The following is a 22754-nucleotide window of genomic DNA, read 5'->3' on the forward strand; positions in this document are numbered from 1 at the left end:
GGGGAGACATAAAAAGCCACCCACAGTGGCACCTCCTTGGCCGCATTCGCTCGGTTTACAGGAGATCAGTACATGTCAGCACGTCCCGACGAGGCCGCCCCTAAGGTGTCGCCCGATCAATTCAATGGTTTTGTCAGCAAAGAAGCGCAGGAGCTTTTTGAGTCTCATTACTGGACCAAAAGCTACCCTCCAGGCGTCAGTGGCGATATGCCCCCATTGCGATACACCAGCATGCTGGAACTGGTGGCCGAATGCCTGAAGAAGTATGCAGACCGCCCCGCGTTTGTGTCTGCGGGCACGGAGTTCTCTTACAAGCAAGTCGACGATATGTCGGACCAGTTTGCGGGCTACCTGAAGTCGATTGGTGTTCAAGCAGGCGATGTTGTGGCCATTATGTTGCCCAACTGTGTACAGTTCCCTGTGTGCTTTGTGGGTGCCATGAAGCTGGGTTGCACGCTGACCAACGTGAACCCCCTGTACACCGTGCGTGAATTGAATCACCAGTTGAAAGATTCTGGCGCAACCACCATTGTGGTGTTTGAAAACTTTGCCAACACCTTGCAGCAATCGCTCGAGGGCACCAAGGTCAAGAACATCGTCATTACCCAGTTGGGCGATTTGCTCGGTGGTTTGAAGGGCCTAATCGTTAATTTTGTCATGCGCAAAGTCAAGAAAATGGTGCCAGCATACAACCTGCCGCAAGCAGTGCCGATCAAAAAGGCGTTGGCCGCTGGCAAAGGTGTTTCTTATCCCAAGCCCAGCCCCAAGCTGGACGATGTGGCTTTGTTGCAATACACCGGCGGTACCACTGGCGTGTCCAAAGGCGCCATGCTGACTCAGCGCAACCTGATGAGCAATATGGAACAGGGCCTGGCCTGGATGAGCGAAGCCATTGGCAAAGACCCGATTTGCGTGGTCACCATGCTGCCGCTGTATCACATCTATGCACTGGCCGTGAACTGTATGCTGTTCATGACCTTTGGCGCACGCAACATTCTGATTGCCAACCCGCGTGATGTAGGCACCGTGATGAAAGTGCTGCGCAAAGAAAAATTCCATGTCATTACTGCGGTGAATACCCTGTTCAATGCATTCCTGAATAACGAAGAATTCTGCAACCGCGATTTCTCCGACATGAAGTTTGCAATGAGCGGCGGCATGGCCTTGCAACAGCCCATCGCCGAGCGCTGGTACAAAGTCACTGGTTGCGCGATTTCTGAAGGCTTCGGCATGACAGAAACTTCACCAGTGGTAACAGTGCCACCTCTGCATGGTGGCGAGCGCCCCGCGTTCCGCGGCAACGTGGGTTTGCCGATTCCTGGCACCGAAGTGCGTTTGAAGCGTGACGATGGCCTGTGGGCTGGTTTGAATGAGCCCGGTGAAATTTGTGTGCGTGGCCCACAAGTGATGTTGGGTTACCTGAACCGTCCCGAAGAAACAGCCAAGACGATCGACAAAGACGGCTGGTTGGCCACTGGCGACATCGGCACGATGGATGAGCAAGGCTTTGTAAAGATCGTGGACCGCAAGAAAGACATGATCATCGTGAGCGGCTTTAACGTGTTCCCCAACGAAATTGAAGACGTGGTTGCCCAGCACCCAGGCGTGCTGGAATGTGGCGTGGTTGGTGTACCCGACCCAGTGACTGGTGAGAAAGTGAAACTGGTTGTGGTGAAGAAAGACCAGAGCGTGACCAAGGAAGACTTGATTGCACACTGCCGCCAAAACCTGACCGGTTACAAGATTCCTTCATTTGTTGAGTTCCGCGACGACTTGCCCAAAACCCCAGTGGGCAAGATTCTGCGCCGTGAACTGCGCGACAAGCCGAAAGAAACAGCGTAAGCAGTTCAGTCCAATAAAAAAGCCACCTGTGAAGGTGGCTTTTTTTATTCATGCGACAACAAACTTAATTGCGCACATACATCTCAACACGGCGGTTCTGGGCACGACCAGATTCAGTGTCGTTGCTGGCCACTGGAAAGCCCTCGCCCAAACCGGCGGCAGTCAAACGTGCACCTGAAATGCCTTTGGCCGTCAGGAAGTTCGTGACGGACTGCGCACGACGTACAGACAGGTCCTGGTTATATTGGTCGCTGCCAGTGCTGTCGGTATAACCGATTACACACACGATGGTGTTGGGGTTGTCACGCAAGGTAGCTGCAATTTGGTCCAGCGTGCCTGCAAATTGTGCTTTCACGTCGCTTTTGTTGGTGTCAAACAGGGCGGCACCTGGAATGTCGAGCATCACCGAGCCGTCGCGCTGTTCGCGTACAGCGATCTGGCTTCCCACCAGGTAACCGAACAGGCCGCCCAGTGCTGCACCGCGTACGGTGTCTTTGCCGTCAATGCTGTTACCCACGATCGCGCCACCAATTGCACCCACGGCGGTACCAATGGCTGTTTTGGTGTTGTCTACCTTGCGCTCGGGTGCCATAGGGCAGCCAGCCACAGCCACGGGTGATCCAGGGGCCGCTTGCTGTGGGGCCTGTGGTTGCTGAAACACGCCACCACCGTTGCTGGCACAGCCTGCAGCGAACAAGGTGAGGGCGATTGCTGAAAGTTTGAATTTATTCATGGTGTATTCCTTGGGTTTTGTTCTAGATCAATTGCTGTCAGTTCCATTCTAACGCCTCACGCTTTTTCAGGTTGACTATAAAAATTTCATGGCGCTACACTGCCACATGCTTAAATCATTGACGATACTTCTTGCTTTTCAAGCGTTGGGCGAGTTGCTTAGCTTCTCCCTGTTTCCCTCCATTCCTGGCCCCGTGCTGGGTTTGATTGCCTTGTTGGCGTTCTTCTTCATCCGGGGAGGCGTGCCTGCCGATATTCAATCCACTGCCAATGTATTTACCGCAAACCTGGGGTTACTGTTTGTGCCTGCGGCGGTGGGTGTGGTGGTGTTCTGGCCAGTTCTCGCCGAGTTTGGCGTGGTGATTTTGATTACTTTGCTGGTCAGCGTGGTGGTCACATTGGTGGGTACAGCGTGGGTACTGGACAAACTGGCCACCCGTTTCATGCCAGGCGAGGTCAGCGAGGGCAGCAAACATGAGTGAATCGGCTCGCCGCGTGCTGGAGCTTCCTGAAATTTGGGTTTATCTCAGCGGTAACCCGCTGAGTGCCCTGTTTCTTACCTTGTTGGCTTACCAAATTGGCTTGTGGTGCTACAAAAAAAGTGGTCAGCATCCATTCACCAATCCGGTCATGATTGCGGTGTTGTTGCTCGCGGCATTTTTGCAAATCACGGGTTTAAGTTATCAGCAGTATTTTGAAGGTGCCCAGTTTGTTCACTTTTTATTGGGCACTGCCACTGTGGCTTTGGCGGTTCCTATTTACCAGGGGCTTACTGCGGTGAAGGGGCAAACCATTCGTACTTTGGTGTTGCTGAGTGCAGCCTTGTTGGTGGGTGGTGCCTTGTCGATCGGCAGCGCTTTGGGTACAGCCCATTTGTTGGGTGCCAACCTGGACATTGTTCAAAGTTTGTGGTCCAAATCAGTGACAGCACCCATCGCCATGGGGGTGAGTGAACGCATTGGTGCCTCGCCTACGCTGACTGCCTTGTTCGCAATTGTCACCGGAATTTTGGGGGCGGCGGTTGGCACTTGGCTATTTAATTCAATGGGCATGAAGCGTTGGTGGGTTCGCGGTTTTACCATGGGTCTGGCTGCGCATGGCATTGGCACGGCACGCGCCTTTTCAGTGCATCCCGAGGCGGGCCGCTATGCAAGCTTGGGCATGGGGTTACACGGCATTTTTGGTGCGCTGCTAATTCCATGGGCGTTTGGTTTTTTCAGCTAAGTGCCAGGGCATTAAAAACAGGCGGCCCAGGCGGCCACATACACTGCCCGCATGTCGGGGCTGGCATAACCCAGCATCACCAATAGGGCAAACGCTACCAACACCACCTTGGCCCAGCGTGGCATCAGTGGTGGGTTAGTGTCTGTATTTTCAGGCGGCTTGGGCTGCGGGCTCATTCGGGGTTGCACTTTGTTCCTTGATGGGCCAGTTTACCGCAGCTGCGATTGCACTTAAAGCCACGCAAATCCACCACACCAATGTGTAGCTGCCTGTGGCATCAAACAACAAGCCGCCCAGCCAACCCCCGACAAAGGCGCCAATTTGGTGAAACATAAACACCAAGCCGCCGAGCATCGACAGGTTTTTTACCCCAAACATCGCAGATACGGTGCCCGTGGTTAAAGGCACGGTGGACAACCACAACACGCCCATGCCGGCTGCAAACAAATACACACTCCATGTAGTCAACGGTGCCAGGATAAAGGCCACAATCAGCACACCGCGCAAGCCATAAATGCCGGTCAGCAGCATGGGTTTTCTGAACTTTCCACCCCACAGCCCAGCCAGGTAGCTGCCCAGAATATTGAACAGACCAATCAAGGCTAGTGCAGTGCTGCCCGCACTGGCAGGTATGCCGCTGTCTTGAAGATAGCTGGGCAGGTGCACGCTGATGAACAGAATTTGAAAGCCGCACACAAAATAACCCACGCTCAGCATGAGAAACGCACGGTGTTGTATGGCCTGCCCCAGCGAGGCCCACATGCCCAGTTCTTTGCCTGCAGGTGCTTCCTGATGGCTGGCTGCGGTATTTGGGCACTCGGCACTGCAGGGCGCATCGTCGGTTTTCAAGGGTTTGGCTTTGGGTTCAATCAATTGCCAGGCCAACACTAAAATAATGACGGCAAAGCAGGCCAGAATGGTGAGCGCAGAAGACCAACCCACCTGGTTGATCAAAAACAAACCTCCAGGCAAAAAGGCAAATTGCCCCAATGAACCCAGTGCCATGGAAATGCCCATGGCCATGCTGCGTTTTTCAGGGGGCATTGCACGGCTGACTGCACCAAACACCACCGGGAAGGTGGTGCCGCTCAAACCCAAGCCAATCAAAATACCGGCACTCAAAGTCAGCATGCCCGGGCTTTCAACCATCGCCATTAAAAACAGACCCAGTGCGTACAGTGCTCCGCCCAGAATCATGGTGATGGCTGACCCCAGGCGATCGGCCATTCTTCCCACAAAAGGTTGTGCCACACCCCACACCAGGTTTTGCATGGCAATTGAAAAGGCAAACACTTCACGCCCCCACTCATTGCTCAAACTCATGGGCTGCAGAAAAAGCCCGAATGAATGGCGTATGCCCAATGAAATGGTCATGATGAAAGCCCCGCACCACAATACGGTGAGGGGTGATACTGCCTTGTGTGAGTTCAATTGCATGGCAAGTGGGTATTAAGGTTTGATGTAAGCAAAGCCCTGTTGGGTTTGCAGGTCGGCCACACGCACCACGCCTGAGGGGGTAAAGGTGGCATCCAGTACAAATTGGTCTTTGGTCAATTTGCGGTTTTTCAGGGTAATTTCACAAATTTCAAACACCACGCCGCGGGCAGTCAGTGCGCTTACCAGTGGAGCGTACTGAGTTCCCGTTTCAGCATGTTTTGCGCCTTCCATTAAAAAGTCCACGCCATTGGCATGGGTCACCACGATGATGGTGGTTCTCGGTGAAACATCCAGGTGGTTGCGAATGTTGCGCAAAGCCTTTAGCGGTTGTTCAGCACCGTCAATGTGATACACCACCTTCGAGGTAATGTCCTGTGTAGTCATTCGCTTCACAGGGGCAGATTCCTGCGCATACACCGTGCCAGTCATCAACAAGCCTGCTGCACAGGCTACCAAGGTATTTCTGATCATCAGCCAATTCATGAATTGCTCCTTCAATGTCGGTTAACCCTGCCTTATCCCGCGAACAGGTGGGGCCGGCGAGGTGACTCCTTAGAGGGATGTTTAACCCATCCTGCATCGGGATACTCAACAGTACCGCTTTAAAAGGATGAGCAACAGTATGAAACCCAACACCGCATTAAACACCGCTTTCACGGTGAGCAAAATTGGTGTTTACGCGGCCGTTGCCTTGGGTGCAATGGCTTGCTCATCGTTAAGGCCATTTGGGCAGGAAGACGAGTTTCGCGCCAAGCTGAAAGCGCCTGAAATAACCGGGGCCAGTCAGGCAGCCCCGCAGGTGACTTTGCCCATTGAGCGTTTGCCCTCCGATACATTCTGGGTTCGCCCCCAAATTTCCGAGGGCGAGTTGCCTAGCCGCTTGGTTGAGAACCTGTCGGTGACTGAACGCGGTTTGTTTGATGTGCTGCAGCTGATTTTCGCCAGCACCAATATGCCATTGAGTTTTGAGGGTGGGGCGGATGCAGCGTCCCGGTATGGGGTGGTCACGCTGAACAATCTCAGTGGCACTTTGCCGCAGGTGATGAACAAGTTGGGCGAGATCATGGGTTTCTTCTGGACTGTGACTGAGTCAGGTGTGTTGAGGATCATGCCTGAGCAACAGTTTGTCGTCACCATGCCGCCAGTGCTGAACGAGGACAGCATGGCTGGCATTACCAACACCATGCAGTACCTGGGTGCACGCGATGTGTACCTGGACCGCATCAACCGGTCGCTGGTGTTTCGCGCCAACCGCCGGGCATTGAGTGACATTCAAAATTATCTGGAACGGGCACGCGCTACGCGTTCGCTGATTGTGTACGACATGAATGTGTTGCAGGTTGATTTGAATGATTCCAACAACATGGGTGTACGTTGGGAGCTATACAAAGCCGGTGGGGGAATCAACACCGCGCCCGATTCATCCATAGCCGGTGCTTCAAGCACTGCTGATCGAATTACCCAGTTAACACGGACTGCATCCGGTATCGAAACCCTCATTTTCGGGGAAAACTTTTCAACCAATTTTCTGATTGATTTTTTAAAGTCGCAAGGCGATGTCAAAACATTGAGCCAACCGAAAATTGGTTTGATGAATGGCACCAACGGCAATATTCGCGTGGGTCAGTCCACCACATTCGTCTCGCGTGTGGGTTCACAAATTGTGAACGGTGTTGCGCAGTCGACTGCCGATACCCAAAACCTGCGCACGGGCCTTGAGGTTTCGCTAACTGGTGAAGCACACGATTCCACCATTTACACCCGCATCAATATTTCAATCACTGAGCTATTGGCACTCAAGCGCTTTACCGCCTTGGGTGTGGATTTGAATTTGCCCGAAGTGGCTGACCGTGAATTGAAAACCCAGGTGCGTTGCCGGCCTGGCGACACCATATTGCTGGGTGGCATTACGGTGTCGCGAGCGCAGGATGATTTTCAAAGTGGCTTGGGCACACGCAGCCGCACTGAGAGCACCAAGCAAACGGAATTGGTGGTCACCATCCGCCCGCGCTTGTTGTTGTTCGGTGAGGTGGCTGAACTTGAACAACCTGCCGCCAAAATCAAACGCCGAATTGAGCCCAAGGCACCCAGTGTGCTTGAACCTGTCGCGACAGTGGGTGGCCCATTGCGCTTGTCTAAAAGCCTGGGTTTTGTGCCGTCACCAGTTCAAATGATTTCGAAACTGACCCCGTTTCAGGAGCAGTGATTCATGCATGCACTTAAAAAACAAGCCATCACATATTGCATTGCAAGTGTTTTCGTAGCCTGCTGTGGCAGTGTCTTGGCGCAGCAAACCATTGCAAATCCCCTGATTCGCCCTGCCCTGTTGCAGGGGGCACCTGCGGCGAATGGCGCAGATTCTGCTGGGGCTAGTCAGCGCCCGGCAGAACCGGCCAGTGCTGGTGATGCGGCCGAAATACGCCGGCAGGCCGAACGGCGAATTACCCAGGAAGATTTGAACATTCGGCAGCAGGCCTTGAATTCTCCGGTATTGCCGGTTCCGCTAATCAACCTGTTCACAAACATGCAGATCACTGCTTATTTTCAGGGTGCAATTGTCATGCGTCGGGTGGAAAACGATTTCACGCCGCAACAAGTCAGTCAGCCAGTTGCTGTTCAGCAATCCGGCAACAACCGTAGTGACGCACCGCCGGTTGTTGTGGCACCTCGTCCTGTCTCGCGTTCGTCGGGTTCACTGCGTTTGCGCGTTGGCCAAACAGAGAATGTCAGTGGTTATCCGCTTCGCGCCAAGGTCAATGGTCAGGACATTACAGTTGATTGGTTGAGTGAAAACGGAACCTGGGTCAATGTGTTTTATGGTGCGCTGGAGTCGAGCGCGGGTGGGTTGCCGCAAGTGCCCAGCGATTCGCAATTGTTGAAAGTTGAAACCGATCAGTTTGATCATTTGGTACCGGTGTTGCGAACACAGACATTTTCACCTTCGGGTACCTTGGGTGGTCAGCAAGGGGGCAACTTTGGCTCCGGGTTCGGTGGTGGCAATGGTGGTTTCGGTGGCAGCCAGGGTGGCAATAATCAGCCCGGTTTTGGCACAGGCTTTCCCAACTGAAGGAAACAATCCGCATGAAATCACTTGAAGCCGATTTGGTGCAAGCCGGGCTGGATGACCACCAGCTTAATTTGCTTCGCCAACAGCATACGCATTTGCGTGGCGAGGGTCGGTCTGCCGAATTGGGTAGCCTTGCCTTGCGCTCTCGGTTCTTGAATCTTGATGACCTGGTCGACACGGGTTCTCAGGAAGATTCAAATGTCATTGGCGACCACTTTACCTTGCAAACCATATTGCCTCTGGAATATTGCCGTCGCTTTGTGTGTGTGCCCACCGAGTTTTCAAAGGGAGTGCTCACCCTGCGTTGCGCCCAACCATTGAAAGCCGCGCAACAGGATCGCATTCGCCAAATTTTACGTGCACCTGTTTCTGCATTGAAGTTTTTACCATCCAGTCGCCAAGAGGTGTGCGACTTGCTGTTGCGCATCGAACAATCGGGTTCAGTCAACGGCCTGATCACCGTGCTTCGACACGAGGGGTTGGAGGCCGGCCGTTTGCGCAGCCTGGTGTATGCAGTATTGAAGGAGGCCTTGTCGCTGCGAGCCAGTGATATTCACCTCAGCCGCAAAGGTGATCCCGATGCATGGATTGCTTACCGGGTTGATTCTGTGATGCGGCAAACCCATTTGCTGCCCGAGTTGTTGATGCAATCGCTGGTGGCCCGCATCAAAATTGAAGCGGGCATGGATGCATCCAATAGCCGCACAGCTCAGGATGGTCGATTGACTGTAGAACATGAGGGCCGCGTGGTGGATTTTCGGATCTCGACGCAGCCTTTGGTGGATGGTGAATCGGTGGTGTTGCGTGCTCTGGATGCATCGCTTTTGCCCAGTCTGGGTGCTCTGTTTCCCGGGCAACCCAAAATGACAGAGTTGATCAAAAGCATTACCAATCAAACTGGTAAAACTGGAGGCTTGGTATTTATTTCCGGTGCTACAGGTTCAGGCAAGAGTACAACGCAGTACACCGTGGCCTGCGGATTCAGGCGAGACGCCATGAATGTGATTACTGTTGAAGACCCCGTTGAATACATTTTGCCGTTTGCCAAACAAATTCAATTGCAGGCTTTGGTGAAGCAGAAAGCCATTGAACTTGAGCGTTCAATACTTCGCCAAGACCCGGATATTCTGATATTCGGCGAGGTACGCGATGCAGACTCTGCACGCGCTGCATTGGCTTTCGCGGAAAGCGGTCACCTGGTTATTTCAACCATTCACGCCAACAGCGTGTTACAGGTCAGCGAACGATTCCTCTCCATGATTGACCCGGCACACCGTGCAGATTCAGAATTTTTGTTGGCGCATTTTCTGCGCGTGGTTATTCACCAGCGTTTGGTGCGTCGCCTGTGTTCCTGTGCCCGGCCGGTACAGGGCGAAGCGCTTGAACACTTTCAATCACAGGCGCTTCGGCTTACCGGTGGCCTGATTCAGCCACGTGCTGGTTTGCGTTACAAGGTGGGCTGTACTCGCTGCGCTGGTTTGGGTTATTCAGGCAGGGTAGCAGCGCATGAAACCCTGCATGTGCCCGCTGACGAAACAATGCGTGGCCGTTTTGTGAGGGCTTTCAAAAGTCACAGCCTGGAGCTTCCTGTCGACTTGCGCGAAGAGAACGGGGTTGATTACACCAGCCGACTCCAAACCTTGCAGACCCTTCTGGATCAGGGCTTGGTCGATTGGCCCAGTGTTCTTCAGGTACTTGGTGTGGCGGGGGACTGAGCATGTCGATTTCAAATTTTCGTGTCGATTATCTGGCCCCTCAAATGCTGGATGCAACCGCCCGACCTGACGAGAGATTGAGTGGTTATTTTCGCCACCAACTGGTGATCACCGCATCAAGAAAACGCGAGGCTATTCAGCAAGTCATTGACCGTGGGGGGGTGGTGCTGGATGTGTTCGAACTGCAAGCCAAAGGCAGATTGTCTCGTCTGTTTGGCTCGAAGGTAAGCCGAAGCTACAAACAGAAATTCTTGCAGGCGCTGGCGTTCAATGTGCGCTCGGGTTTGTCGCCCGAGAAGTCGCTTGAGCAGGTGATTTTGGGTGAGCTGGGTGAGCCACGCTTAATCCTGAATCAGGCTTTAAATGCGTTGCGGCAGGGGTTTGGTTTTGTGGCTGCGGTGGAACTGCTGAACTGGTTTGATGACTCCACTTTGGCGGTGTTAAGCGCCGGCGAAGCTGCAGGCCAGCTAAGTGAGGCGCTTGAAACTGCAGTCAGTTTTTATGAGAAAGGCTCTGCAACACTGAAGCTGATGTTTGGTGCTGTCACCTGGACTGCACTGGATTTGATCATGGCGGTGTCTACGGTAATCGGCATGCGTTTTGGTTTGATTGAGCAATTGAAAGCAACACCATTGATGAGCGAAGACCCTGCCAAGGTTGCGCAATACAACAGCTCGTTGGCGTTGGCCGAATGGGTTAACAACGGCTTGCTGGTTTTCTCTTTCGTGTTTTTTCTGATCCTGATTTATTTCACTATGCTGGTGTTGTCGCCTGATCAGAAAACCCGCACACAGGCTTTTGGGGTTCTGGAAAAAGTGCCGGTGATAGGCGAGTTGCTGATTTGCTCCGGTATCGCTGCCACCACCCGCGTGTTGGGCTCTTTGTTGACCGGTGGTGTGGCCTTTTTGAATGCGGTACAAATTGCACGTAAAGGCACCATCACACCCACTGTATCCCTGTTCTGGCAAACCATCACCGATCGCAGCGAAATTGGTGAGCAGCCTGCTGTTGCTTTCAATCATCCCTTGCTGGACAGCAGCGAACGCTTGTTGATTCGGGCGCACAAAGACCAGGCTCAACTGGCTGAGTGCCTGGCCTCGATATCACAAACCCGCGATGACAAAGCCAACAGCGCTGCACGCAAATTTGCAGTCATTGCATTCGTCGCTTCTCTTGCTTACTCAGGTATTGCGGTGTTGTTCAGTCTGGCCGTGGTGTATTTGCAAAACGAAGTTGTGTTGTCTGGAGCTTAAGCCGTGGAAGCCATCAATTTAAAAAGCATTTACTCCAACCTGATTGCGGGGCGCTTGCCGGTTGGCACTGGCAGTGCACAGAAAGTAGTGATGAATCAGGCTTACGCCATTTTGGGTACCAACCGGCTTCATGCGTATCTTGCCGAGCGTTCAGGCCATGTGTACTACTTCGCCATTGAAAGCGCTTGGCTCAGTTCGGCGCCAGGTTTTAACTTGCCTTTTGTTGATGTTTTACCGGACGGGCCTTTGCATGTCGGTGATGCAATTTACTTGATGCACGGCGCCGACTACTCCGTTGCTTTGATCATTGAGGGCGGTAGTGTTCGCCTGCTGTGTAACGACCAGGATGTGTTGAAAGACTATTTGATTGGTCTTGATTTGCACATCGTCGAAATTGAACACAAGGGCGGTAAACCGCTCAGCAGTATTCCCCAGGCCATTCAGGGCATCACCGAGCGTTTTAGTGCCTTGATGATGAAGGGGTCCATCGGTGTCTTGATTTCGGCATCCATGGTGTTTCTGGGGGCACAGGTCGCAAGCGCATACACCAACAGTCAGGCTGCAAGCGGTCTTAATGCGCAAGCGGTTGAGAATGACTTGAATGCCACCCTGCTCAAGCTCAGTGTGCAGCAGCCCCTGGCACGCCAAATATCCAGAATACAAAAAGTGTCAGCAACTGTTGTGAGATCGGGGGGGTGGATTGAGAAGTACACCATGAAGGGCGAGGACGACGAATCTTTCGAGTTGATCCTGCCCAGTTGGGTGAGTCAGGACTACCTCGATTCTCTGGGGCGCGATGTGGTCACCGATCTAAGGGATATGGAAGGGCTTCTAAGTGTACGTAAACAAGGCAAGAAGGAGTCAGTCAAGTGAAGCTCGATTTAAAGAACAACAGCTCGTTGTGGGTCGCCGAGGCCAGTCGCCTGATGGGGTTGGCACCGGTATTTGCAATGATGTGTGCAGTGATCATGGTGATTCTTGCCGCGTTTTCGGTCAACGACTTTCTCCGCGCCAATGAGATTGAACGAAAAAGTCAGGAGTTGCCGGAGTTCACTTTAAAGCGCGTACCGGTCGGGAAAGTGGTCTATGAGGATTATGCGCGTGTGTTGGGCAGGTTGAGCCCGGATGTTCAGGTGTTAGCCAATCGCGACAGCATCAAGATTGATATTGCAGACCCTTCCAAATACGCCGAGTTCATGTACGTGTTGAACAGTGTCCAGGGTATTTCAAAAGACGTGGTGTGGCATGCCGAGGAAATTTGCCTGGCAGGTTGCTCGGGGCAGGCTTCTATGGCAATCGTCAAAGGCATGACCGAGAAAGTAGAAGTTAAATTGAGGGGACAGGGCGATGAGTGAATCGGACAACAAATTGGGCATACCGTTTGCCAAACAGAAATTAACCCTGAGTGTTGCTGCACTGGGTTTGGCGGGGTTGGTGTCATGGGCAGGCTGGACTGCTTTTCAGGGGCCTTCCAGCCCAAGTGTTTCACCTGTGGCCAGTGCATTTGCAGCAGGTGATTCTTCAGGAAAGTCGGACCGGGAAGTGGCCAGCATCAATGGCATGAAAATCACTGAAATGGAGTTGGGCGTCATGCTGCAATCCGGTGTAGACCGCGCCATTGTGATTGACCGCTATATCAACAAAGTGGTGGCTGCAGAACGGGGTCGCGAGATGTACGTGGAAGAGGCCAAAGCCGCCCTTCGCGCAGCCGAGCGCGAAGTACTTTCTACGCTGTACACCACCAAACGAATGGAAGAATTGCGCAAAGCTGTCAGCGATGATGATGTCAAGGCTTACTACGATGCCAATGTACTCGACCAGAATTTTCAACAATGGAAAGTCAGTTACTACCTGAGCAACGATCAAAAAGATGTTCAGCAAACACTGGAAAAACTGAGGAAGGGCGAAAAGGATGCGCTCGATCAGTTGAAGCCACTGGTGGAGCAAGGTGATGGCTATGCGGTTGCCCAGGCGTTGCCCTATAACCTTGGGCGGGTAGTTTCGAAAATGAAAAAGGGCGAGTTCAGTGAAGTACTTCGATTGCGCAACGGTCTTTTGGTTTTGAAGATTGAAGACAGCAAACAACTGAAAAAACCCACAGTGGAAGAATTGAAGCAAGACATTGTTCAGGCCCTTGCTTTAGAGAAATTCAACGCCGAACTTGAACAGGCCCGCAGGCAGGCCAAGGTGGAGTTGGGTTAATTCGATTCAACAAGCAAGGCTTGAGCAACACAAGTAATCAAGGAGAACATCATGAAGTCTATTTCCAATCCCGCAACCCTTTTGCGCAAGCAAAAACAGACGGGTTTTATTCAGGCGGCCTTGCTGTTCGGCATTGCCTTGATGACAGCAGTGCTGGGTGGTTTTGCATTGGCCAACCGAAGTCCAACTTCGCAAACTGATGTGGAACAGGCGAAAGTAAATGCCTCGGTTATTCTGAAACAGGCCAGCGATTTGCGCGATGGCGTGGCCAGATACTCAAGCGATTTTGGTTCGTCTGCCGTGCAAACAGCGCTTGATTTTTCGAATACCACCAACCAGGGTTTGTTTGACCCGGCGGCCCGTTACGCGTCACCGCAAATCATGCCAACTACTGCTTTTGCCAACGGTGAAGACACGGTCATCAAGGCCCCCTCGGCATTGTCAGCTGGACATTGGTATATCAACAAGGTAACGCCGGGTAAAGGATTGGCAACTGGCGCCGTAGACCCCATGGTCATACTGCCGGGGCTGAGGCAAGACGTTTGTGGGCGCGTCAATACGCTGTTGTATGGAACCTCAACCATCCCAGTCGCGGGCACTGCTTTGTCGGTGTGGACCACAGGCACCACAGACGCTGGAATTTCTGCAATAAGTACCGCACCAGATCCCGCAGGTTGGCCCGAGGGATGCATTGCAACCAGCGACACCAAGTATGTGTACTTCAAAGTCATTCAGGAAAACTAAAACATAGATACCTTGCCAAGCCCGCGGTAGCGGGCTTTTTTTTCGCCCGGTTTCACCAAAGCAAGGGATATGGGTGTGCATGCTTTCACCCGTTAACCCGGTATGCACCGAATTCCGTGCAAGAAAATGGGGTGAAAACAATCGTGAACAGGACAGTTTTTCGGCAACAAAGCGGGTTCATCGCTTCCTACATTCTGTATGGCATTGGTTTGCTTGCAATTGTGGGTGCTGCTTATGCACGCCTGAACACCAATGCACAACAGGGGCAGTCGGTTCAAGACACGGTGAGTGAGGTTGCGGTACAGCTTGAAGTGATCAAGGGAAAAATCATGCTGTGTGCAGCGGTGTATCCCGATGGTGATCATGGGCAGTTTGACACACGCCATGCCTACCCAGCTCCGGCAACGACTGGGAACATAGCCGTGATATCAGCGGTGATGTGCCCCACGCCGAATGGCCCCTTGCCCCTCGCCTTGATGCCCGATGGCATTCCATTGCCTGTCAGCCCACCCGATTTCGAGGAGTGGGTTTACGAGCACACTGAAGCCGGTGGTATACGGCTTCGATTAATACCGCGGGTTAGTGCCGGAGCATCGCCAACTCGAGAACGCCTGCTTCGTCAGTACGAGGGTTCAATCATCGCGAATGGCGATGAACTCGTGTTTGCGGTTTTGAACTAGAGGTTCGCATGAAGAAGAATAATTTCAAAGTCAGCCCGATCAGTTTTAAACCAAAACCAATTGTTGTAGCGGTACAGCATGCCTTACCTTACCTGGTGGCACTTGGTTTGGGTGCTGCGGTGGTGTCGCCTGCGGTGGGTCGGTCTGGTGACTCTGCGGCCGCTTTTACAGCCACGCAGCTTATTCGCCAGTTCACCCTGAAAAACACAGTGGCGCAAGTAAGCCAAGGCATGCAAGGTTATGTGGCCGAATTCAATGGTGTACTGCGGGCCAGCGAAATGGGCACGCTGGTGAGTGGATATCCGGTTGATATGGGCTCTGTTCCTTCGTCGGTTAACCTGCCTCAGCGAGATGGTGCAGGCAGACCTTTGGGTTACTGTGCATGGGACAACAGCGCTTCCACATCCAACAGCAGTTTTCTGGCTGGGCAAGGAGTTGTCAATCCCTTGGTGTATGCCGTGGTTTCCCCAGGCTTGAATGGCAGCATGGAAACAAGCTGCACGTATATTCTCGCCAATCGCCGGGGCTTGGGCGATGATTATGTTCAGGTGACAGCCCCTTCTCAAACGTCGTCCAAACAGTTCAAAAGTGCTGTGGGAACTTATGCTGAGTTGACCGCAATGCCAGGTGAAGAAGGTGATATTCGCTTGGTACTTGAAAGCAATAAACTGTACAGCTATGTCGGTGGTGCGTGGCAGCCTGTGGATGCCAGCAAGTTCAATGATGATTCAGCAGCCAATGGCGCTGGCGCCTTAGCCTACACCACCGGCAAGGTTACCGTCGCTGACTTTCAAGCTGCGAGTGCAACCATTACAGGTGCACTGGCGGGAAACGCTGCCACATTCTCCGGCAGCGTAACCGCCGACAGTTTTTCCGGCAATGGTGCAGCCCTAACCGACCTGAATGCAAGCAACGTAAGCAGTGGCGTATTGGGGGCTGCATTTGGCGGCACTGGTGTTGATTCGAGTGCTGCTGCGCAAGGAAGTTTGCTGATTGGCACAGGCGCAGGTTTCGCTTTGGGCGCAATCACCGCAGGCGACGGAATCGGGGTGCTCAACGGTGCGGGAAGCATCACCATTTCCAATACAGGGGTACTCAGTATTGCTGGCACCAACAACCAGGTCATTGCAAGCGCCATGAATGGCGATGTGGTGCTTAGTTTGCCGCAAGACATTGCCACCACCAGCACGCCCACATTTGCGGGCGCGTTCTTTAACGGCAACATTGACGTGGCCTCGATCAGTCAGGCGGGAGTACCTGCCACCCTTGCTTTTCAGTATGCGAGCGATACAGGCTCCACCTTTTATGCTGAACCCAATCTTGGGCTGGGAACAGGCGCATTGGCAGGTCGAAAAAATGCGGGCAATGTGGCCATCGGTATGGATGTATTGGGGAGAATGGCCACACTTGGGTATTACGATGAGTCGGGTACCTGGAACACGGGCGTGGGTTATCAGGCCCTTTACAGCAACGACTACGGCGATGAAAACACTGCCGTGGGTTACAAAAGCCTGTATTCCAACACCACGGGTTATTACAACACCGCCATGGGTTCGCAGTCCCTGTATTTCAATTCGTCGGGCACATCGAACACTGCGGTGGGCTATAGCGCTCTGTACTACAACACCACCGGTTTTTCCAATGTGGCGGTGGGTTCAGGTGCGCTTTACTTGAATTCCACCGGAAACTACAACACAGCGGTCGGTTACGACGCATTAAGAAACAACACAGCAATTGACAACAGCGCATTTGGTTTCAATGCCTTACGCGCAAATACAACAGGTACTGACAACGTTGCAATTGGTAAGAACACATTACTGGCCAACACAACTGGCAATGAAAACACATCGCTGGGTACGGCATCTTTGTATAACGCCACGACTGCCAGTTTTAATACAGCGCTGGGTTCCCGGGCACTTTACCGATCGACAACTGGGGGTTCAAACGTTGCGATAGGGCACGATGCAGCCTATTCTGGAACGACCGCCAACAACAGTGTGGCAATAGGTCGGTTTGCCATGCGCGATATTACTACTGGCACAGGTAACGTTGCCGTGGGTTCATTTGCCTTAAGGGGTTTAACCACAGGAGACAGTAACCTTGCCTTGGGTCGCACTGCAGGTCAGGCAAACGGCGGATATGGTGGCCTTATTAATCCAACAACAACAGGTGCTAGAAATACTTTCTTGGGCGCTTACTCTGGAGGAGAGGGTGCGTTACAACTCAACTATGCAACTGCCTTGGGAGTTGATAGTCGCGTTGGGACTTCAGACACGGTGGTTCTTGGTGCTTTGGCTATCAACAAAACAGGAACGTTGTTAGATGACCAAATCGTCATCGGCTCAACGGCGCGCAACGACACCTTCCCAAACACGAAATTGTATGTTGAAGGCAATGTAAATTTGAATGGCGATTTGTACGCGGCAAATGCAACCTTTAGCGGTGCTGTCAATTTCCAAGGTGGGGTGTTAATCCCCACCGACCAGAAGCTACGCTTCGGCGGAGATTTTGAGAGCTCGGATTCCCAATTCATTTATCGGTCCAATCTCGCAGACGATCAAACCGTCATGCGTGTGGTCATTGGGGACAATCCAAACACATTTGGACATCCACAGGCCGATGAATTTCAAATTGGTCAACTCAGTTTTGACCAAACAACTTACAACCCAGTATTCCGAGTTGCTGGCAATGGCGATGTAATTGCCAATGGCTCTATTTCAGCAACACGTTTGTTGCTCAGCGACTCCGCTGGTGGCGTGGCCGAACCCAATGTAATCATTGGCGTAGGTGCAATGGTTGGTGCGGCATCGGGCGGTGGCGCAAACACTGCAATCGGCATCAATGCCCTGAATCAAAACACCTCGGGTTTCAAGAATATAGCAATCGGCAACATCGCCCTTTTCAATAACACTTTGGGCAACAAGAATACCGGTGTGGGTTACGGTGCTTTGTTTGGAAATACAACGGGCAGCAATAACACCGCAATGGGTGACGGCGTGGCCTACAACCTGACCACTGGTGACAACAACACTGCTTTGGGTCAGGTTGCCTTGTTCAGTACCACGAGTGGTTACAAAAATACGGCAGTTGGCCAAATTGCGATGTTTTACAACTCCACCGGTTTTGAAAATGTCGCCTTGGGTAGCGAGGCGATGTACAGCAACACTACAGGTTATAAAAACACCGCTGTGGGTCATCAGGCGTTGTTCTCCAACACCGATGGTATTGAAAACGTCGCTCTGGGTACCAATACCTTAAGTGGAAATACCACTGGCGATTACAACACAGCACTGGGGCGTTGGGCTGGATACTCTCCTTACACGGGGGGCGCAGTTAATACGGTCAATGCAAATACCACAGGCAGTTTCAACACTTTTGTGGGTGCATTTACCTTGCCTAGTGTGGCCACTGAAATACAGTACGCCACGGCCATTGGTGCGGGTGCAACGGTGGGCACTTCCAACACCCTGGTGTTGGGGCGAGTCAGTGATGTAACTGTGATGGGTAGCAGCATTGACGACCTCAGTGGAAACCGTCTGCAAGTGACTGGCAATGCACGTTTCACCGGCAATGTGGATGTTGGTTCCTTGAGCGTGTTGGGTGTACCAGCGACCTTTGCCTTTTCTTATGCCAGTGACACAGGCTCTACCTTTTATGCCGAACCCAACCTGGGCCTTGGCACTGGGGCTTTGGCAGGACGCAAGAATGCGGGCAACGTGGCGGTTGGCGATGGTGTGCTGGGTCAAATGGCTACAACCGGATATGGCACTGAATCTGGAACCTGGAATACAGGTGTTGGTTATCAAGCGCTTTACACCAATGACTACGGCGATGAAAACACGGCATTGGGTTACAAAAGCCTGTACAGCAATACCACCGGGTACTACAACACGGCATCGGGTGCATGGTCTTTGTATTTCAACACCGAAGGCAGTTTTAACACGGCGAATGGCTACTACAGTTTGCAAGCCAACACCACAGGCGATGACAATGTGGCGGTGGGTGCCTATTCACTGATGGCAAACACCACAGGCAGCAGCAACGTGGCAGTGGGGCAGTTTGGCCTGGGCCGCAACACTACCGGGTACTACAACACGGCAATGGGTGATGCAGCCTTGAATGGCAACACCACGGGCTTTTACAACACCGCAATTGGCGCTTACGCCGCAGACACCATTAGTACCAGCGCTTATGTGACTTCGATTGGTGCATTTTCAATGTTCAGGGCTACTGCTTCAGAAAGTGTCGCCGTAGGTACCAACACCCTGTATTACTCGGAAGGTCAGTACAACACCGCGGTGGGTAACAGCACGTTTGGCGAGTTGCGTGCGGGTGCATCCAACACAGCGCTGGGCCACTACGCCATGCCCGCGTTAACCACTGGTAATACGAATATTGCGATAGGTCACCGTTCAGGCAATACAATCACCACCGGCAGTCGCAATATTTTAATTGGCGACCTGGCTGGCAACGGCACCCTGACCAGCACCAGCAACATCGCCTTGGGGAATAGCGCAACAATTGGCGATGCATTGTCCTATGCAGTCACGATTGGCAATGATTCTTCGGTCACCACATCCAACACAGTCGTGTTGGGTCGCACCACTGACACTGCTGTAATTGGTGCGACTGGCGATGACGGCAGTGGCAATAAGCTTCAAGTGACAGGTGGCTTGCGCGCATCGGGCAATGTGTTTCTGAATACTGGCGATGCAGCCAACTACACGCAGTTGCGTGATCTGCGTGTGATGTCTTCAAGCAACGATGCTGGCTGGGATCACCTTCGTATTCGATCAGCTGCTACCACTACCACCATTGATGTAGGCGGTGCAGAAAACGGACTTGTTTTTCGCGTTGGCCAGGGTGGATCTGGCGGAGTGGGTGAGCAAACCTACAACACGGTACTTACTCTGAACCCTGATCAATCTGCGGTATTTGCAGGGCGGGTTGATGTACAAAGCCTGTATGTTAATGGTGAACAAGTTGCGCCTGTGAACAAGGCAAATATTGACGCTGCGCTTACTTACACCAGCACCGCGGGGGCGGCTTTTCCGCAAAGCAGCTTGGCGCTCGGCCTGAATGCGCTAGATGCTGATCCACGTGCAGGGAATGTGGCGGTCGGCGAAGGCGTGCTCACCAGTCTGTCGCCCAGTGCAGTGTCTACTGACGGAATTTTCAATACTGGTGTGGGCTTTAATGCGCTGACCCTGAATGGCACAGGTTCGTACAACACGGCCATTGGTACATACACATTGGCCGCCAATACCACAGGCTATAACAACACTGCCGTGGGCGTGTATGCCATGGTGAACACCTCCACGGGTTTTGACAATACAGGTGTTGGCCGAAATGCGCTGAACTTGAATACCACGGGTAGCCGCAACAACGCATTGGGTGTCAATGCACTTTACAGCAATACCACTGGCGCACAGAACAATGCGATAGGTGCGAATGCGATGTTCTCCAACACCACGGGTTCTCAAAACGTGGCGCTGGGAGACAACGCCTTGTACACCAACAATGTAGGTTATCAAATTGTGGCCATCGGGCAAGATGCTTTGTACAACAACACCAGTGGGCATCAAAATATTGCGATTGGTTTTAATTCCCAACGCAATACAACCACGGGTTATCGAAATACGGCTGTGGGTGTCAATTCATTGCTGAACAACACCGATGGTTTTGAGAATAGTGCTTTTGGGGTCAACGCTTTGTTGGGCAATACCAGCGGCGATTACAACAGCGCTTTCGGTACAAATAGTTTGTTGACCAATACCTTGGGTGAGCGAAATGTTGCGGTGGGTTTTAACACCTTGTTGAGCAACACCACGGGTTCCAATAACGTGGCAGTGGGTGCCAATGCGCTTTTGAAAAATACCAGCGGCAATGAAAACACCGCGGTGGGCGACAATGCATTGTTCGAGAACACCACAGGGCATTCCAACGCTGCTGTGGGTCGCGGTGCTTTGAATAACAACACCACTGGTTATTACAACATTGCCATGGGCCGAAACGCCTTGCTCACCAACAGCACCGGTTATAACAACAGTGCGTTGGGTTATAACAGCCTGATATTCAATACCACCGGTTACAACAACGCTGCGGTGGGCCGCAATGCGCTGCAAAATAACACCACCGGTTTGAACAACACGGCTTTGGGCACTTTCTCGATGTTTGGCAGCACCACGGGTTTTGACAACACGGCAGTGGGTCTGAATGCTCTTTACTCCAACACCACCGGTAACTCCAATGTTTCATTGGGGATGAATGCCTTGTTTGGCAATGCGACAGGCAGCTACAACACGGGCTTGGGCAGGTCGAGTGATGTGTTGTCGAACAATCTGAACTATGCCTCTGCAATCGGCGCATTTGCCCGCGTCACCACCTCCAATACCCTCGTACTGGGTGCCTTGGGTGCAGGCAAAGACGGTGTCGTGTCGTCAGTCGATGATCAGGTTGTTATTGGTTCCACCTCCCGCAATGACACCATCGCAAACACTGTTTTTCATGTGGCAGGGGTATCCAATTTTTCATCGAAACTTTATGCAGCTGGCGGTGCTCAAATTTCGACTGGTCAAGTGTTGAGCCTGGGGCCCGATTCAGAGTCGACTGACAGATTGTCCATTTATCGATTCAATCCGGCGTTTGATGAGTCCATTTTTCGAATCGCGATAGGAGACAACGTTCAAACTTTTGGGGAACCAACTGCTGATGAGTTTCAAGTGGGGCGACTCAATCCCGATAATTCTTACAACCCTGTTTTTCGAGTGGCCGGCAATGGCGATGTGATTGCAAGTGGTTACATGCAAGCCACGGCCTTCAATGTCAGCTCCGATCGCAGGTTGAAAACCAACATTCAGGTACAAGATACGGGTTCGGTTTTAAGCAGACTTGAACAACTGCAAACTTATAGCTATGAGTACCTGGCCAACCCCAATCTGGGCCGACGAATTGGTGTGATCGCGCAAGAAATTCAGAATCTGTTTCCCGAGGCTGTGGCAACCCGTGCCGATGGCATGATGTCAGTGGACTACAGCGCTTTGGGTGCCATGGCAGCCATGGGTGTTGGGCAGTTAAGCAAGCAGGTCAAAGTACTCGACAAAACGGTGGCAGATCAAGGCCAGCGAATCACCGTGCTCGACGACCGCGTGAATCAACACGACACCCGCATTACTTCGCTGGAAAGCTGGAGAACCGATGCAGGCAAACGCATGGACGGCATGCAAAATGCAATTGATTTGAACATTCAGAAAATTGCCGAGAATGCTGTGGCCATTCAAACCAATTCAGTCGCAATTGAGCGGCTGGATGACGCCTTGTTCACGCTGGATGGACAGGTGAAAAACAATTCAGATTTGATCAACAACATCAATTCACGCTGGACGAAAAATTTTAGTGAATCGGCAGATGGTTCGCTGCTGACTGTGAACGCGGTTGAGTTGAAGGTCAGCAATTTTACCGCACAGCAGGTGCGTGCAAATTCGGTATATTCGCAACGCCTGGAAGCCGAAATGGCTAGAATCGCAGACCTTGAAGTTAACAATTTGAGAGCCAATTCAGCTGTGGCCAACACGGTGCAGGCTGAACAATTGAACACTGGTTCTGCGCAAGTTTACGCCGGGGTTGGTTTGCCCGCTGTGTTGTTTGCTGCCAAATCAGATGGTCATTACACCGTCAGTACCAGTGCACTCGATGGTAGTTATGCCACTGCAACCGTGATCGTGAATGCAGGGCAGGCCAAAGTGGTGTCGGTCGCCAGCGAGGGCATTGAACTGTATGCCGAGGGTAACCAGGTGAAGGTGATTGCAGCGGGCAAATCGATCAAAGCCAGCTGGATCAAAATGGGGTAACCGTGAAG

General features: G+C 52.4%; 17 protein-coding genes. 13 read left to right on the top strand and 4 right to left on the bottom strand.

What is annotated here, in order from left to right; genetic code table 11:
* The first annotated feature begins 72 nt into the window (after window positions 1-72).
* The gene (locus LMED105_RS02680) at window positions 73-1842 is read left to right on the top strand and encodes an AMP-binding protein (RefSeq protein WP_008247948.1); all 1770 of its coding nucleotides are present in this window, start codon (window positions 73-75) and stop codon (window positions 1840-1842) included.
* A gap of 64 nt (window positions 1843-1906) precedes the next feature.
* Here LMED105_RS02680 and LMED105_RS02685 read toward each other — a convergent pair whose 3' ends face one another.
* Window positions 1907-2575, bottom strand: a complete 669-nt coding sequence (locus LMED105_RS02685) for an OmpA family protein (RefSeq protein WP_008247949.1) — start codon at window positions 2573-2575, stop codon at window positions 1907-1909.
* 106 nt (window positions 2576-2681) lie between these two features.
* Here LMED105_RS02685 and LMED105_RS02690 point away from each other — a divergent pair, with 106 nt between their 5' ends.
* Both LMED105_RS02690 and LMED105_RS02695 read left to right on the top strand, forming a co-directional pair.
* Window positions 2682-3056 (top strand): CidA/LrgA family protein, encoded by a 375-nt coding sequence (locus LMED105_RS02690; RefSeq protein ID WP_008247950.1) that lies wholly within the window; start codon window positions 2682-2684, stop codon window positions 3054-3056.
* A complete protein-coding gene (locus tag LMED105_RS02695; RefSeq protein WP_008247951.1) occupies window positions 3049-3798 on the top strand; it encodes an LrgB family protein in 750 nt (249 codons plus the stop codon). Before LMED105_RS02690 ends, LMED105_RS02695 begins: the two co-directional genes overlap by 8 nt.
* An 11-nt stretch (window positions 3799-3809) precedes the next feature.
* Here LMED105_RS02695 and LMED105_RS16760 read toward each other — a convergent pair whose 3' ends face one another.
* The 3 genes from LMED105_RS16760 to LMED105_RS02705 are packed head-to-tail and all read right to left on the bottom strand — an operon-like array spanning window position 3810 to window position 5718.
* The gene (locus LMED105_RS16760; protein WP_008247952.1) at window positions 3810-3974 is read right to left on the bottom strand and encodes a hypothetical protein; all 165 of its coding nucleotides are present in this window, start codon (window positions 3972-3974) and stop codon (window positions 3810-3812) included.
* Window positions 3949-5235 carry an MFS transporter gene (locus LMED105_RS02700; protein WP_008247953.1) on the bottom strand — a complete coding sequence of 429 codons (1287 nt, stop codon included), beginning with the start codon at window positions 5233-5235 and terminating at the stop codon, window positions 3949-3951. Before LMED105_RS02700 ends, LMED105_RS16760 begins: the two co-directional genes overlap by 26 nt.
* A gap of 12 nt (window positions 5236-5247) precedes the next feature.
* Window positions 5248-5718 (bottom strand): DsrE family protein, encoded by a 471-nt coding sequence (locus LMED105_RS02705; RefSeq protein WP_008247954.1) that lies wholly within the window; start codon window positions 5716-5718, stop codon window positions 5248-5250.
* 139 nt (window positions 5719-5857) lie between these two features.
* Here LMED105_RS02705 and LMED105_RS02710 point away from each other — a divergent pair, with 139 nt between their 5' ends.
* The 10 genes from LMED105_RS02710 (at window position 5858) to LMED105_RS02755 (ending at window position 22746) form a co-directional block, all read left to right on the top strand.
* A complete protein-coding gene (locus tag LMED105_RS02710) occupies window positions 5858-7441 on the top strand; it encodes a type II secretion system protein GspD (RefSeq protein ID WP_198006776.1) in 1584 nt (527 codons plus the stop codon).
* Window positions 7442-7444: 3 nt separating this feature from the next.
* Complete coding sequence (locus LMED105_RS16880) at window positions 7445-8302, top strand: hypothetical protein (RefSeq protein ID WP_008247957.1); 858 nt, start codon at window positions 7445-7447, stop codon at window positions 8300-8302.
* A gap of 14 nt (window positions 8303-8316) precedes the next feature.
* Window positions 8317-10017, top strand: a complete 1701-nt coding sequence (locus LMED105_RS02720) for a GspE/PulE family protein (RefSeq protein ID WP_008247959.1) — start codon at window positions 8317-8319, stop codon at window positions 10015-10017.
* Between the two features lie 2 nt (window positions 10018-10019).
* Window positions 10020-11270: a type II secretion system F family protein gene (locus LMED105_RS02725; RefSeq protein WP_008247962.1), complete on the top strand. Its 1251-nt coding sequence runs from the start codon at window positions 10020-10022 to the stop codon at window positions 11268-11270.
* A gap of 3 nt (window positions 11271-11273) precedes the next feature.
* A complete protein-coding gene (locus LMED105_RS02730; RefSeq protein WP_008247964.1) occupies window positions 11274-12143 on the top strand; it encodes a hypothetical protein in 870 nt (289 codons plus the stop codon).
* Window positions 12140-12625, top strand: coding sequence for a hypothetical protein (locus LMED105_RS02735; protein ID WP_008247966.1), 486 nt, complete (start codon window positions 12140-12142; stop codon window positions 12623-12625). The genes LMED105_RS02730 and LMED105_RS02735 overlap by 4 nt, the downstream gene beginning before the upstream one ends.
* Entirely contained in the window at window positions 12618-13472 is an 855-nt protein-coding gene (locus tag LMED105_RS02740) for a peptidyl-prolyl cis-trans isomerase (protein WP_008247968.1), read from the top strand. The genes LMED105_RS02735 and LMED105_RS02740 overlap by 8 nt, the downstream gene beginning before the upstream one ends.
* 51 nt (window positions 13473-13523) lie before the next feature.
* Complete coding sequence (locus tag LMED105_RS02745; protein WP_008247969.1) at window positions 13524-14216, top strand: hypothetical protein; 693 nt, start codon at window positions 13524-13526, stop codon at window positions 14214-14216.
* A gap of 143 nt (window positions 14217-14359) precedes the next feature.
* Complete coding sequence (locus LMED105_RS02750; protein ID WP_156799485.1) at window positions 14360-14896, top strand: hypothetical protein; 537 nt, start codon at window positions 14360-14362, stop codon at window positions 14894-14896.
* Window positions 14897-14904: 8 nt separating this feature from the next.
* A complete protein-coding gene (locus LMED105_RS02755) occupies window positions 14905-22746 on the top strand; it encodes a tail fiber domain-containing protein (RefSeq protein ID WP_008247973.1) in 7842 nt (2613 codons plus the stop codon).
* Window positions 22747-22754 lie beyond the last annotated feature (8 nt).

It is taken from the genome of Limnobacter sp. MED105 (genome assembly GCF_000170915.1).
Taxonomy (GTDB): Bacteria; Pseudomonadota; Gammaproteobacteria; order Burkholderiales; family Burkholderiaceae_B; genus Limnobacter.

Excerpts from the sequence above, each read along its gene's own strand:
- LMED105_RS02680 (WP_008247948.1), top strand. The coding sequence starts at position 73 with ATGTCAGCACGTCCCGACGAGGCCGCCCCTAAGGTGTCGCCCGATCAA.
- LMED105_RS02685 (WP_008247949.1), bottom strand. The coding sequence starts at position 2,575 with ATGAATAAATTCAAACTTTCAGCAATCGCCCTCACCTTGTTCGCTGCA.
- LMED105_RS02690 (WP_008247950.1), top strand. The coding sequence starts at position 2,682 with ATGCTTAAATCATTGACGATACTTCTTGCTTTTCAAGCGTTGGGCGAG.
- LMED105_RS02695 (WP_008247951.1), top strand. The coding sequence starts at position 3,049 with ATGAGTGAATCGGCTCGCCGCGTGCTGGAGCTTCCTGAAATTTGGGTT.
- LMED105_RS16760 (WP_008247952.1), bottom strand. The coding sequence starts at position 3,974 with ATGAGCCCGCAGCCCAAGCCGCCTGAAAATACAGACACTAACCCACCA.
- LMED105_RS02700 (WP_008247953.1), bottom strand. The coding sequence starts at position 5,235 with ATGCAATTGAACTCACACAAGGCAGTATCACCCCTCACCGTATTGTGG.
- LMED105_RS02705 (WP_008247954.1), bottom strand. The coding sequence starts at position 5,718 with ATGAATTGGCTGATGATCAGAAATACCTTGGTAGCCTGTGCAGCAGGC.
- LMED105_RS02710 (WP_198006776.1), top strand. The coding sequence starts at position 5,858 with ATGAAACCCAACACCGCATTAAACACCGCTTTCACGGTGAGCAAAATT.
- LMED105_RS16880 (WP_008247957.1), top strand. The coding sequence starts at position 7,445 with ATGCATGCACTTAAAAAACAAGCCATCACATATTGCATTGCAAGTGTT.
- LMED105_RS02720 (WP_008247959.1), top strand. The coding sequence starts at position 8,317 with ATGAAATCACTTGAAGCCGATTTGGTGCAAGCCGGGCTGGATGACCAC.
- LMED105_RS02725 (WP_008247962.1), top strand. The coding sequence starts at position 10,020 with ATGTCGATTTCAAATTTTCGTGTCGATTATCTGGCCCCTCAAATGCTG.
- LMED105_RS02740 (WP_008247968.1), top strand. The coding sequence starts at position 12,618 with ATGAGTGAATCGGACAACAAATTGGGCATACCGTTTGCCAAACAGAAA.
- LMED105_RS02745 (WP_008247969.1), top strand. The coding sequence starts at position 13,524 with ATGAAGTCTATTTCCAATCCCGCAACCCTTTTGCGCAAGCAAAAACAG.
- LMED105_RS02755 (WP_008247973.1), top strand. The coding sequence starts at position 14,905 with ATGAAGAAGAATAATTTCAAAGTCAGCCCGATCAGTTTTAAACCAAAA.